The sequence below is a fragment of the Winslowiella sp. 2C04 genome (assembly GCF_050037805.1).
GTDB classification, from domain to species: Bacteria; Pseudomonadota; Gammaproteobacteria; order Enterobacterales; family Enterobacteriaceae; genus Erwinia; species Erwinia toletana_A.
This window is the reverse complement of record NZ_CP188300.1, coordinates 2,764,723-2,777,925: the sequence shown is the minus strand read 5'-3', so window position 1 is coordinate 2,777,925 and position 13,203 is coordinate 2,764,723. Positions and strand designations below refer to the sequence as shown.

At 52.3% G+C, this 13,203-nt stretch carries 12 protein-coding genes; 1 reads left to right on the top strand and 11 read right to left on the bottom strand.

Going from position 1 to position 13,203, the window contains the following annotated elements; genetic code table 11:
- Positions 1 to 46: 46 nt before the first annotated feature.
- The 5 genes from potD to potA form a co-directional block, all read right to left on the bottom strand.
- Positions 47 to 1,090 carry a spermidine/putrescine ABC transporter substrate-binding protein PotD gene (gene potD, locus ACP3TC_RS12435; protein ID WP_426816562.1) on the bottom strand — a complete coding sequence of 348 codons (1,044 nt, stop codon included), beginning with the start codon at positions 1,088 to 1,090 and terminating at the stop codon, positions 47 to 49.
- 131 nt (positions 1,091 to 1,221) lie between these two features.
- Complete coding sequence (locus ACP3TC_RS12430; RefSeq protein WP_313857067.1) at positions 1,222 to 1,863, bottom strand: pentapeptide repeat-containing protein; 642 nt, start codon at positions 1,861 to 1,863, stop codon at positions 1,222 to 1,224.
- 170 nt (positions 1,864 to 2,033) lie between these two features.
- The gene (potC, locus tag ACP3TC_RS12425) at positions 2,034 to 2,810 is read right to left on the bottom strand and encodes a spermidine/putrescine ABC transporter permease PotC (RefSeq protein ID WP_313857068.1); all 777 of its coding nucleotides are present in this window, start codon (positions 2,808 to 2,810) and stop codon (positions 2,034 to 2,036) included.
- Positions 2,807 to 3,667 carry a spermidine/putrescine ABC transporter permease PotB gene (potB, locus tag ACP3TC_RS12420; protein ID WP_313857069.1) on the bottom strand — a complete coding sequence of 287 codons (861 nt, stop codon included), beginning with the start codon at positions 3,665 to 3,667 and terminating at the stop codon, positions 2,807 to 2,809. The genes potC and potB overlap by 4 nt, the downstream gene beginning before the upstream one ends.
- The gene (potA, locus tag ACP3TC_RS12415) at positions 3,651 to 4,766 is read right to left on the bottom strand and encodes a spermidine/putrescine ABC transporter ATP-binding protein PotA (RefSeq protein ID WP_313857070.1); all 1,116 of its coding nucleotides are present in this window, start codon (positions 4,764 to 4,766) and stop codon (positions 3,651 to 3,653) included. The genes potB and potA overlap by 17 nt, the downstream gene beginning before the upstream one ends.
- 423 nt (positions 4,767 to 5,189) lie before the next feature.
- Here potA and pepT point away from each other — a divergent pair, with 423 nt between their 5' ends.
- Positions 5,190 to 6,416: a peptidase T gene (gene pepT / locus ACP3TC_RS12410; RefSeq protein WP_426816561.1), complete on the top strand. Its 1,227-nt coding sequence runs from the start codon at positions 5,190 to 5,192 to the stop codon at positions 6,414 to 6,416.
- A gap of 55 nt (positions 6,417 to 6,471) precedes the next feature.
- Here pepT and ACP3TC_RS12405 read toward each other — a convergent pair whose 3' ends face one another.
- The 6 genes from ACP3TC_RS12405 to mnmA form a co-directional block, all read right to left on the bottom strand.
- On the bottom strand, positions 6,472 to 7,596 hold the full coding sequence (locus tag ACP3TC_RS12405) for a cupin domain-containing protein (RefSeq protein WP_313857073.1): 1,125 nt from the start codon (positions 7,594 to 7,596) through the stop codon (positions 6,472 to 6,474).
- Positions 7,597 to 7,664: 68 nt separating this feature from the next.
- The gene (gene phoQ, locus ACP3TC_RS12400; RefSeq protein WP_426816560.1) at positions 7,665 to 9,125 is read right to left on the bottom strand and encodes a two-component system sensor histidine kinase PhoQ; all 1,461 of its coding nucleotides are present in this window, start codon (positions 9,123 to 9,125) and stop codon (positions 7,665 to 7,667) included.
- 3 nt (positions 9,126 to 9,128) lie between these two features.
- Positions 9,129 to 9,797 carry a two-component system response regulator PhoP gene (gene phoP / locus ACP3TC_RS12395; protein ID WP_426816559.1) on the bottom strand — a complete coding sequence of 223 codons (669 nt, stop codon included), beginning with the start codon at positions 9,795 to 9,797 and terminating at the stop codon, positions 9,129 to 9,131.
- A gap of 125 nt (positions 9,798 to 9,922) precedes the next feature.
- Entirely contained in the window at positions 9,923 to 11,293 is a 1,371-nt protein-coding gene (gene purB / locus ACP3TC_RS12390) for an adenylosuccinate lyase (RefSeq protein ID WP_426816558.1), read from the bottom strand.
- A 50-nt stretch (positions 11,294 to 11,343) separates the two neighbouring features.
- Complete coding sequence (hflD, locus tag ACP3TC_RS12385; protein ID WP_313857078.1) at positions 11,344 to 11,985, bottom strand: high frequency lysogenization protein HflD; 642 nt, start codon at positions 11,983 to 11,985, stop codon at positions 11,344 to 11,346.
- An 83-nt stretch (positions 11,986 to 12,068) separates the two neighbouring features.
- Entirely contained in the window at positions 12,069 to 13,175 is a 1,107-nt protein-coding gene (gene mnmA, locus ACP3TC_RS12380) for a tRNA 2-thiouridine(34) synthase MnmA (protein WP_426816557.1), read from the bottom strand.
- Between the last annotated feature and the right edge of the window lie 28 nt (positions 13,176 to 13,203).

Genomic DNA, 13,203 nt, shown 5'->3' with positions numbered 1-13,203 from the left:
TCAACGGCACGGGCGGCGAGAACCACGCCCGTGCCGAATCTGCATTTTAACGCCCGGCTTTTAACTTCTGGAACAGGGTTTCGTACTGCATACTGGCTTCGCCAACATCATCCTGCCATTCGCCGTTTTTGATCACCTCATCGCTCGGATACAGTGACGGATCGCCGGACATCGCTTTCGGCAGCAGTTTTTTCGCCGCCAGGTTTGGCGTCGGATAACCGATGGTTTCGGCTACTTTTGCCGCGACGTCAGGGCGGAGCAGGAAGTTAATCAGCTTCAACGCACCCTCTACATTTTTCGCGTTAGCCGGTATCGACAGACTGTCCATCCAGAAGATGCCGCCTTCCTGCGGCCAGATAACGTCCAGCGGCGTACCGGCCTGACGTGCGACGTAAGCCGAACCGTTCCACACCATGCCCAGATTAACTTCACCCTCCATATAAGGGCTGCCTGGATTGTCTGAGTTAAAAGTCAGCACATTAGGCATCAGCTTTTTCAGCTCTTCATAGGCGGCATTAATCTGTTCAGGATCGGTGGTATTGCCGGAGTAACCGAGTTTACGTAAAGCTACCTGGAAAACATCGCGGGCATCGTCAGTTAACAGCAGGCTCTGCTTATATTCCGGCTTCCACAGATCGGCCCAGCGGGTAACGGTTTTGGTATCAATAACATCCGTATTTGCGCCAATCGCGGTCGCCCCCCAGATATAGGGGATCGAGTAGTCGTTATTCGGATCAAACGATTTGTTCAGCAGCACCGGATCGAGATTAGTAAAGTTCGACAGTTTGCTTTTGTCTATTTTTTGTATCATGCCTTCATTGCGCATTTTGGCAACGAAGTAAGTGGAAGGCACCACCAAATCGTAGGCACCGTCTTTATACGTTTTCAGCTTGGCATACATACTCTCGTTAGATTCATACGTCGAGTAAATGACTTTAATGCCGGTCTCTTTAGTAAATTGTTCCAGCAGTCCCGGCGGAACATATTCCGTCCAGTTGTAGAAGTAGAGCGTTTTGCTGTCGTCTGCCTGTGCGCTGTGTAATCCGAACGCCAGCGCGCCGGCTGCCAGCCAGTGTGACCACTTTTTCATGATAATTTCTCCCAGAGGCAGGCTGCCAATATGGATACCTGACCCGATGTCGTTTGTTCGGGATTATATGCCAGAGAGCGGCGAGGTCAAGGTTGCAGCCGCGATGCCAACCGGCAAACAGATTATTAAGATTATGCATAGCTGGAGGCCGGCAGACGGGTTTCAGAATAATCCGCGTCAGTCAGATCAACATTACGCATCGAGGCATTTTCGAGATTGGATCTTTGCAGCTGGGCTCCGCGCATTGTTGCATCATCAAAGTCTGCAAATTGCTCAATATCAATATCTTGCAGACTGGCATGAGTAAGATCAGCCCTCGTCAATATGGCTTCTTCCAGATTAGCTTCATTCAGCGTGGCATGCTGCAAATTACTGTCACTGAGATTAATGGCGTACATTTCTGCATGCGTAAAATCGCAGCCTGCGGCCTCGACATGTTGCATATTGACACAGCAGAGTGAGGCTTCGCGGAATGGACAACCAGTAATAATCGAGTGACTCAAGTCGCTGCTTTCCAGCTGTACCCAGTTAAAGTTATGCGCGGTTAAGTCCATGCCACTAAGATCCAAATTTGTTAAGTTCACCGGGTTAGCGGAGGTATGCTCAGACAGCATTACGGTCAGCGCGTGATTTTTTCTGTTTTTAAGATCGATCGCTTCATCCTGTTTCATGCCCGACGATAGCGGCTGCCTGAGGATAGCTAAATTATTATTACTTACCGAGGCATCTGCGGAAAAATTGTTTATTACTGAGGTATTACTATTAATTTCCATATTGATTCCTGATTTGTATTCTGGATGAGAAAGCCACCGGCTTTGTGCCGTCCAGAATTATCTATCCGATAAAAGAAATCTTCTGCTTTTCGCCTGAATGGCGGAGTCAATTAATAGAATATTTTTCAATCAGGCCGTTATTGCGGGGCAAAAAATTGCCCCGCAACGGTTTAACGGCGAGTTTTATCGCGCAGTAATAACTGACTGAGGGCGACCATCACCAGCGACAACAGCATCAGAATCGTCGCCAGCGCATTAACCTCTGGAGAGACGCCGACTTTTACCATTGAATAGATCTTCAGCGGTAATATTTCGTAGCTGGGACCGGTAACAAATGATGAGACCACCACGTCATCCATCGACAGAGTAAAGCTCAGCAGCCAGCCCGCCGCGACTGCTGGCAGCGCCAGCGGCAGAATGATCTTACGCAAAATGGTGATTTCACTGGCACCGAGATCTTTTGCCGCTTCCAGCATGCGCACATCAAAGCCCTTTAAGCGTGAAAAGACGGTAATAACGACAAAAGGCAGACAGAAGGTAATATGCGAGAACAGCAGTGACCAGAAGCCGAGTGAAATACCCAGCAGCATAAACAGCACCAGCAGAGAAATCGCCATAACGATATCCGGCGACATCATCACCACAAACAGCATGCCGCCGACAAACGGCTTACCGCGAAAACGATAGCGATAGAGCGCTACGGCGGTCAGCGAGCCGATCAACGTGGCAAAGCTGGCCGACAGCACTGCCATAATCAGCGAGTGCTTCGCCGCATCAATCAGGCTGTCGTTATTCAGCAGCAGGCTGTACCACTGAGTGCTGAATCCCTGCCAGTTTATGCCGAATCGGGACTGATTAAATGAGTTGATAATCAGAATCACAATCGGAATATACAGCCAGGCGTATATGACGGTCATAAAGCCGCCACGTAACCAGCGCGCCATCATTCCAGCACCACCTTATTATTCAGCAGACGTGCAGCACGCCAGTATATCAACAACATCAGCCCCATGATCAGCGTCAGCACCACGCTGGTGGCCGCGCCAAACGGCCAGTCACGAATATTAAGGAACTGACTTTTAATCACATTACCGATTAACAGGTTTTTCGCCCCACCCATTAAATCGGAAACAAAGAACAGCCCCATCGCCGGCAGCAGAACCAACAGACATCCGGCAACGATTCCCGGCATGGTGAGCGGTAGAATAATCCGGATAAAGGTTTGCAGCTTGCTGGCACCCAGATCGCGCGCGGCTTCCAGCACCGGCTTATCCAGTTTTTCCAGGCTGGAGTAGAGCGGCATCACCATAAACGGCAGCAGGATATACACCAGTCCGAGGATCACCGCCTGTGAGCTGTACATAATGCTGAACGGCTTATCGATCACGCCAAGCCACAGCAGAAAATCATTGAGCCAGCCGCGAGTGCTGAGGAAGATTTTCAGACCGTAAATGCGGATCAGCGAATTGGTCCAGAACGGCACAATCAGTAAAAACAGCATCAGCGGGCGCAGGCGCTCCGGCAGCTTTGTCAGGCACCAGGCGAAAGGATAGCCGAGCAGCAGGCAGCTCAGGGTGGCGATCAGCGCCATATTCAGCGAGTGCAGCAGCACTTCGGCATACAGCGGATCGGCCAGACGGCTGTAGTTATCCAGAGTGAATACCAGCTTGACGAAGTTGGCATCATCACGGGTCAGAAAGCTGGTGACGAAAATCATCAGGTTGGGCAAGAACACAAACAGCACCAGCCAGCTGACAATGGTCAATATCACTATTTTCTGAAAGCGTTTACGCGTCGTTTTCATCTTTGAGCACCACTTCCCAGCTTTCAACCCAGTTCACCGCCATTTTCTGATTCAGCGAGTGATCGAAATCAGGATCGTCTTCGTTAAAGAATTCGCTTACCGTCACCAGCTTGCCGTTTTCCAGCTCGACGGTGGACTCCAGCGTCATTCCCTTATAGTTACGCTCGCGAACATAGCCGATCAGCCCGTCGATATTGTTACCGTCATTGATCTCTTCTACCCGCAGATCTTCCGGACGCAGCAGCACATTGAGTCGTTGTCCGGGCTGCACGGTAAACGGCACCAGGATATCGCATTCGCGACCTTCAACCCGCGCGCGCACCCGCTGATTATCCAGCGTGTGCAGCACTTCCGCACTGAACACGTTAATTTCACCGATAAACCGCGCGACAAACAGGTTACGTGGCTCTTCGTAAATTTCGCGCGGCGTGCCGTCCTGTTCAATCTGGCCTTCACGCATCACCACGATACGATCGGACATGGTCAGCGCTTCTTCCTGATCGTGGGTCACAAAGATAAAGGTAATACCGAGCTTACGCTGTAATGCTTTCAGCTCATTCTGCATCTGTTTACGCAGCTTGTAGTCCAGCGCCGACAGTGATTCATCCAGCAGCAGCACTTTGGGCCGGTTCACTACCGCGCGGGCAATGGCCACGCGCTGCTGCTGGCCACCGGAAAGCTGGTGCGGACGGCGTTGCGCAAAGTCGTTCAGCTGCACCATCGCCAGGGCATCCGTCACCCGGCTGGTGATTTCATCTGCCGGGGTTTTCTGCATTCGCAGGCCGAAAGCAACGTTTTCAAATACCGTCATATGAGGGAACAGTGCGTAGCTCTGAAACACCGTATTAATATGGCGATTCTCAGCCGGAGTATCCGTAATCGATTCGCCATCCAGCACGATATCGCCACGGTCGGCGACTTCCAGCCCGGCAATCAGGCGCAGGATAGTGGTTTTACCGCAGCCGGAAGGGCCGAGCAGGGTAATAAATTCACCGTGATTAATGGTGAGGTTAAAATTGGCAATTATGTCCTTACCGTCAAACGCTTTATTGATGCCTGAAAGCGTGACCAGCGGCTTGCGCGCGTGTTTTTGCATCATATTCGCTGCCTGAATCAAAGGGTTAGGTTTAAAATTGGGGAGCGATGATACCTGAAAAACTCGCAGCCCGCCTGGTTAAAGCCGCTATTTTTTGCTTACCGGCAGTGCGAACAAACTAAGAGACAACCCTGGCGACAGCGTGACATTCATCAGGCTGAAGAATCATCCGTGGCCGACTAACGATAGATATAACTGAGTGCCCGCATCGAGATAATGACCGGTATCACAATCGAAAGATAAATAAATACCGAAATCGGCGTGCCGTGCAGAACCTGACAGCGCGCTGCTCTCAATGCGGCAAAGTTGCATGCCTGCTAAATAAGCGGCAATTAATTGCGCGAACGCTCAAAACCTATGACCTTAAGCAATACTTTAACCGATCAAGCTTTCCATAATAGCGGCAGGCATTCAGAGGGACGAAAGATGAACAGATTACTCGATCGCTTTTTACACTACGTTTCTTTCGATACGCAATCTAAGAGTCATGCTCGTCAGGTTCCCAGTACCGAGGGGCAATGGCGGCTGGCAGAAGAATTGCAAAGCGAGCTAAAGGAACTCGGATTTAAAGACGTCACGCTGACTGACAATTGCTGTGTGATGGGGACTTTACCGTCCACTGTCGACTGGCCAACACCGGTTATCGGCTTTATTTCCCACATAGACACGTCGCCTGACTTCACCGCAAAAAATGTGAATCCGCAGGTTGTCGAAAATTATCGCGGCGGGGATATCGCGCTGGGGATTGGGGATGAGGTGCTGTCGCCGGTGATGTTTCCGGTATTGCATCAGCTGATCGGCCATACGTTGATTACCACTGATGGCAAGACTTTGCTGGGAGCTGACGATAAAGCCGGTATCGCCGAGATTATCACTGCCATGGCGCGCCTGGCACAAAGTGATATTCCTCATGGTGAAATTCGCGTGGCCTTTACGCCGGACGAAGAGATTGGCAGAGGTGCGGCACATTTTGATGTTGCCGCCTTTGCCGCTGACTGGGCGTATACCATTGATGGCAGCGGCCTGGGCGAGTTTGAATTTGAAAATTTTAACGCCGCCTCGGCAACGGTAAAAATTACCGGCAATAATGTGCATCCTGGCTCTGCCAAAGGCGTGATGATCAATGCGCTGGATGTGGCAACGCGTTTTCATGCCGCGCTGCCGCCGCAGGAAGTACCGGAGCATACTTCAGGCTATGAGGGTTTTTACCATCTGCATCAGATTAAAGGCAGCGTCGAACGTGCCGAGCTGCACTATATTGTGCGCGATTTTGATGCCGACGGCTTCGCTGCGCGCAAAAAACTGCTGCAGGATATTGCCCGCGACCTCAGCAAAGCGCTGCCGGCTAAGGGCGCTATTGAAGTGACAATTGAAGACAGTTATTACAATATGCGGGAAAAGGTCGAGGCTCATCCGCATGTTATTGAGCTGGCACTGCAGGCAATGCGCGATTGTGAAATTGAACCGCAGGTGAAACCCATCCGCGGCGGTACTGATGGCGCCTCGTTATCTTATATGGGATTACCGTGTCCCAACATCTTTACTGGCGGTTATAACTATCATGGCAAACATGAGTTTGCTTCGCTGGAAAATATGGAGAAAACGGTGGCGGTAATCATGCGTATTGCGCAGTTAGCGGCGGAACGTAAATAGCAGCAACATTCTGGGCGGCAACCAGGCCGCCCAGAATGTTTTTCAAAAGATTCGGTTATTCTTCGCCAAAATACCAGTAGCCGCTGTTGACCAGCGCTGCCAGTTGAGCGAGGAACGACGGGTCGTCCAGCGCATCACCAAAGTCTTCCTGCCCCAGCGTCAGCTGATTTGCCAGCACCATCAGTGCGTCACGATGTGCGCTTTCCAGCTGCTCACCGTTAATAAATACGGCGTCACCGATGCTCAGAACGCGCAGACCGCCGAGGCGTGTCAGCTTGTCGCCCTGTTGCAGCGAATCATAAATCTCATCCGGCTGGTAAGGCGGTTCTGGCGGGGCGATATCCAGCTCATGACGTGATTGCGAAATAAACTCGCCAAACCACTGATTAAACTGGTGCGGCTGATTGATCACTTCCAGCATCATCTGGCGAATGCCATCGATTTCCTGTGGCAAAATCTCTGCCGGACGATCGCGCGCCGCAACATCCGGGTCGCTGAAGCGATGGCTACCCAGCTCACGTTGCAGTACGTAATCGGCAAAACCACTGATCAGTTCACGCCCGCTTGGCGCACGGAAACCAACGGAATAGTTGATGGCGTTTTCCAGCGAGTAACCTTCGTGCGGGAAACCTGGTGGGATATAGAGAATGTCGCCCGGCTCCATCTCTTCATCAATAATCGCGTCGAAAGGTTCAACCTGCAGCAGATCGGGATGTGGGCAATGCTGCTTAAGCGGCACTTTGTCACCCACGCGCCAGCGGCGGCGGCCGGTGCCCTGCACGATAAACACGTCATACTGATCGAAGTGGGGACCAACGCCACCGCCGGGTACCGAGAAGGAGATCATCAGATCGTCAGTACGCCAGTCAGGCAAAAAGCGGAAAGGGCGCATCAGCGCAGCAGAAGGCTCATGCCAGTGGTCTACCGCTTGTACCAGCAGTGACCAGTTGCTTTCACCCAGATGATCATAGCTCTCGAAAGGCCCGTGGCTGACCTGCCATTTCCCATCATTATGGCTGACCAGGCGGCTGTCGACTTCGTTCTCCATCGCCAGGCCTGCCAGTTCATCAGGGGTAATAGGGTCGACGAAATTTTTAAAGCCGCGTTTAAGCACCACCGGGCGTTTTTGCCAGTAGCGTTGCACAAATTCGGGCCAGTTGATATCGAGCTGATAATCCATATAACGTTCCAGTTCAGGCAGTAATTGCAGGAAGTATATACCCTTCGCCTGTGAAGTGCAGTGGCTTGCTACTCGCCGTTATGTGACACTTCTTGTCGCTGGAACACCACTTCCATTCTTGCTCCGCCTAACTCACTGGTTCCGGTGAGGATATCCCCTTCGTATTGCTCGAGAATATCGCGCGCTACCGCCAGGCCAATACCCTGACCAGGGCGCATGGTATCAGCACGCTGACCGCGCACGAAAATCAGGTCGTGCTTACTTTCCGGAATGCCTGGGCCATCATCTTCCACAATCAGATACAGCACGTTATCAGTCTGGCGCGCTGAGATTTCGACAAACTCCAGGCAATATTTACAGGCGTTATCCAGCACATTCCCCATCACTTCCATAAAATCGTTAGGATCGCCAACGAAGGTGATCTCCGGCGAAACGTCGAGTGACAGCGAAACGCCTTTACGCTGATAGACTTTATTCAGTGCGGAGCAGAGGCTGTCGAGCAGTGCGGAGACCGAATGCAGCTCGCGCTTCAGCGGATTATGATCGGCCTGCATACTGGCGCGGTGCAGATAGTAGCCGATCTGCTGTGAGATACGACTGATCTGCTCCAGCATAATCGGCTCAGCTTGCTCAATGGTGAAGGTTTTGCTGCCGCGCAGCGAGCGCAGGGTACTTTGCAGAACCGCCAGCGGCGTTTTCAGACTGTGGGTTAAATCTGACAGCGTGGTGCTGTAACGGGTGTAGCGCTGGCGTTCATTATCCAGTAACAGATTGAGATTACGGACCAGGCTGCGAAGCTCTTGCGGCGGATAAGGATCGAGGGTTTCACGGGTGCCGCCTTCCAGTTCGCGTACCTGACTGGCCAGCGAGCCGATAGGCCGTAAACTCCAGTGCGCTGCCAGCCACAGTAGCGGAATGACCAGCAGTAAATTAACCAGCAAGACATAGTTGAACCATACCCAGACCATATCAGACTGCTGTAATTCCTGTGGAATCGAGTCGACCACCACAATGGTCAGCGCGGGCAGATTAGTGGTGGCATCATAGCGATTAACCGCCACCGAGTGGGTAAATGAGCTGTTGCCATCGTCGTCGTATGCGTGCAGTTTACTTTGCGCATCGGCGTTATTACCCAGTGCTTCGCGGCTGGTGCTGGTGTTGGTATCGATCTCGTAGAAGTCCGGCTTTTTCAGCCATTCCGGCTTAATCTTATCGCGAATCTCCGGTACATCACGCTGCTGCCACAGCAAATGGCCGCGCTCGTCATAAATAAACACCAGCGTCGGGAAATTAAGCGTCATGCGCTCAGGCTGGGCGATAGTCAGCTTGCCGTTGCGCCACTGAGCCAGCGTAAAGAATAAATTGCTTTCACCGCGCATTACCCGATAGGTGTTTTTGTCAAAGCTGACGACATAGCCGACGACTGCCACCATCCCGTAGGAAAGCGACAGCACCAGCACCACCGCAGCGGTTGCCAGCAGGAAGCGCGCTCGCAGTGAGTAAGGGATAAAACGACGCAGCAGTGACATCAATCAGAGATCGAAGCGGTAGCCCTGACCGCGAACCGTAGTAATGACATCTTTGCTGTACTCAGCAAGAATTTTCTTGCGTAAGCGGCCCATCAGGACATCAATGGTATGGCTTTCGCGCAGTTCTGCATCGGGATAAAGTTGCAGCATCAGCGAATCTTTACTTACCACTTTGCCGGTGTTGCGAATCAGGGTTTCGATAATAGTATATTCAAATGCCGTCAGTTTGATTTGCTGCTCGTTAATGGTCAGCTCACGACGTGACAAGTCGATCTGGAAGGGCGGCAGTGAGATAATTTGTGACGCCAGGCCGCTGTTACGACGCATCAGCGCCTGCATCCGGGCGACGATTTCTTCAATATGAAACGGCTTGGTGACATAGTCATCGGCACCGGCTTCCAGTGCTTCAACTTTAGCCTGCCAGCCATCTCGTGCGGTTAACACCAGAATCGGCTGCTTAACGTCCTGAGTGCGCCAGCGGCGGATCAACGACATACCGTCTTCATCAGGCAGACCGAGGTCAACCAGAGTGATGTCCGGGGTATGTTCATTAAGGAAATAATCCGCTTCTTTAGCATCTTCAGCGGCATCAACCTGATGTCCCATATCCCGCAGCTGCACCGTCAGGTGATGACGCAACAGGGCATTATCTTCGACAACCAAAACGCGCATAGGCCGTTCCTTTCTCGCAAACTGAGTGAACCGGTATTATTCACTCTCTTTATATGCTGAGATTATAGGATAAAGCAAGTAAACCAAAGATTAACGCGGGTCGACTTGCATCGACCCGCCGGACATTATTTCAGATCGTCAACCATTTGAATCGCACGGCCAATGTAGTTAGCCGGTGTCATTTGCTTCAGACGGGTTTTCTCCTCTTCAGGCAGCGCCAGGCTGTCGATAAAGGTCTGCATGCCCGCAGCGTCGACCCGCTTACCGCGCGTCAGCTCTTTCAGTTTCTCATAAGGCTTCTCGATGCCATAGCGACGCATCACGGTCTGGATTGGCTCTGCCAGCACTTCCCAGTTGTGATCCAGCTCGTCCAGTAAACGGTCGCGGTTCACTTCCAGTTTAGAGATTCCTTTCAGCGTCGCCTGATAAGCGATCAGCGCATAACCGACGCCGACGCCAAGGTTTCGCAGCACCGTTGAGTCGGTCAGATCGCGCTGCCAGCGTGATACCGGCAGTTTGCTGGCCAGATGCTGCATAACGGCATTCGCCAGGCCGAGATTACCTTCGGAGTTTTCGAAGTCAATCGGGTTAACTTTATGCGGCATGGTGGAAGAGCCGATTTCGCCAGCAATGGTTTTCTGCTTGAAATGGTTCAGCGCAATATAGCCCCAGATATCACGATCGAAATCGATCAGGATGGTATTAAAGCGTGCCATGCAGTCAAACATCTCAGCGATATAGTCGTGTGGCTCAATCTGCGTGGTGTACGGGTTCCAGGTGATGCCCAATGAGGTGACAAAGGCTTCACTCAGCTGATGCCAGTCAACTTCCGGATAGGCGGCGATGTGCGCATTGTAGTTACCAACGGCACCGTTGATCTTGCCCAGCACTTCGATACGCTCCAGCTGACGCAGCTGACGTTCCATGCGGTAAGCGACGTTTGCCATCTCTTTACCAAGGGTAGAAGGGGTCGCTGGCTGGCCGTGGGTACGGGACAGCAGGGGAATATCGCGATACTGTTGCGCCAGATCTTTTACCGCGCCAATAATCTGCTGCCAGTAAGGCATAACCACGTTACGACGGGCAGTTTCCAGCATCAGCGCGTGTGACAGATTATTGATATCTTCAGAAGTACAGGCGAAGTGAATAAACTCAGAAACGGCGTGCAGTGCTGCAACCGGCTCTACTTTTTCTTTCAGGAAGTACTCTACCGCTTTAACGTCGTGGTTGGTGGTGCGTTCAATGGTTTTGATACGCGCGGCATCTTCTTCGTTGAAGTTAGCGACAATAGCATCAAGGTAAGCGTTTGCGTCGGCATCAAATGCAGGAACTTCCTTGATCTCTGCGGTCGCGGCCAGTTTCTGTAACCAGCGAACTTCAACCTCAACGCGGAACTTCAGCAAACCGTACTCGCTGAAAATAGCGCGCAGTGGGCTGACTTTGTCGCCGTAACGACCATCTACAGGTGAGACGGCGGTCAGAGAGGATAATTCCATCAGTGCAACTCCTGGATCGTTTTACAAGGTATTGGGCTGAACACCCGGCGTTACTCTGCCGGGCTGAGGTTTGCTAAAATTCGTTTCGCTTCGCTGGTCAGGCGATTGCGGGAAAACATTAACTGCAGGCGGCCACCGCCGACCTGATGCCACAGCACCGCGGAACGAATTCCGGCCAGCAGGGTGGCGCGCACTTTGCTCTGCAACTGAGCATTCTGTAACACCGCGGGTGAACCGGTTACCTGAATACGCGGCCCAAGCGGACTGATCACGTCAACGTAAATCGCTGCCATTGCGCTTAGCAGCGTATCGGATTCCAGATCGTAATGCGCCAGCTGACGGTCAAGCTGGGAGATGCGGCGTGCCAGTTCGTCCATCGCCTGCTTATTGCCGTGCAGCTTGCGCTCAAGCACCATCAGGCTCAGCGTGTAGCGCGTCAGTTCGGCACCGACGCCCTGGCGGCTGCTGGTATTCAGAATCGCCAGCAAGGTTTCGAGGCCAAAGCGCAAATTGGCCTCATCACCGCCGTAAACCGCCAGCGTCGACGATGGATTTAAATCCAGCAAGCTCTTCAGCGAGACCTGCATGACTTCGCCGTCGCAATGGCCCTGATGTGCCAGTTGCTGTACCAGATGCGCCGACTGGCAGATGCCAGCCATCGCTAAGGTAATATCATAATAATTCTTGGCCACGGTTACTCCTGTCTACGCGTCGGCGATGACGCCGTCATTACATCACGTGCAAAACATTGAGAAGGGCGACGATAACGCCCGCCTTACAACAGCGGTAAGCGCTCTTCAATAATGCCGCCACCGAGGCAAACTTCCCCGAGATAAAACACCGCTGACTGGCCTGGGGTTACCGCAGCAACCGGCTGGTCAAAGCGTACTTCGATACGCTGGTCGTCGAGCGGAGTAATAACACAATCAATATCGGCCTGACGATAACGTGTCTTCACCACGCAGCGTAATGGCTCGCGTAGCGTTTCACGATCGACCCAGTGCAGTTGCTGAGCGATCAGACCAACCGACATCAGGCGTGGATGCTCGGCACCCTGCGCCACCACCAGCAGATTATTGGCGACATCTTTGTCAACCACATACCACGGATCGTCGTTACTCTCTTTCAGACCACCAATGCCTAAGCCTTTACGCTGGCCCAGGGTGTGGTACATCAGCCCCTGATGTTCGCCAACGACCTGGCCATCAACGTTAATAATTTTGCCCGGCTGAGCTGGCAGGTAGCGGCCCAAAAAGTCACGGAATTTGCGCTCGCCGATAAAACAGATGCCGGTCGAGTCTTTTTTCTTCGCGGTAATCAGCTCCAGCTGTTCAGCGATGCGGCGCACTTCTGGCTTGGCCAGTTCGCCAACCGGGAACAGGCTCTGGGCAATCTGCTGATGGCTGAGGGTATAGAGGAAGTAACTCTGATCTTTATTATCGTCGAGGCCGCGCAGCAGGCGGCTCTTGCCGTCAACATCCTGGCGACGCACATAGTGGCCGGTGGCGATAAAGTCCGCGCCAAGATCTTCCGCAGCAAATTCGAGGAAGGCTTTAAATTTGATCTCTTTATTGCACAGGATATCCGGGTTCGGCGTGCGGCCAGCTTTGTACTCTTCAAGGAAATGCTCAAACACGTTATCCCAGTACTCGGCGGCAAAGTTAACTTTGTGCAGGCGGATACCCAGTTTGTCACAAACCGCTTGTGCATCAGCCAGATCTTCGGCAGCGGTGCAGTACTCCTCACCATCATCTTCTTCCCAGTTCTTCATAAACAGGCCTTCGACCTGATAGCCCTGTTGTTGCAGTAACCATGCGGAAACGGAAGAGTCGACGCCGCCGGACATTCCGACGATCACTTTTTTCTGGCTGTTGTCAGACATGACACACTCACGATAAGGAATAAAACAG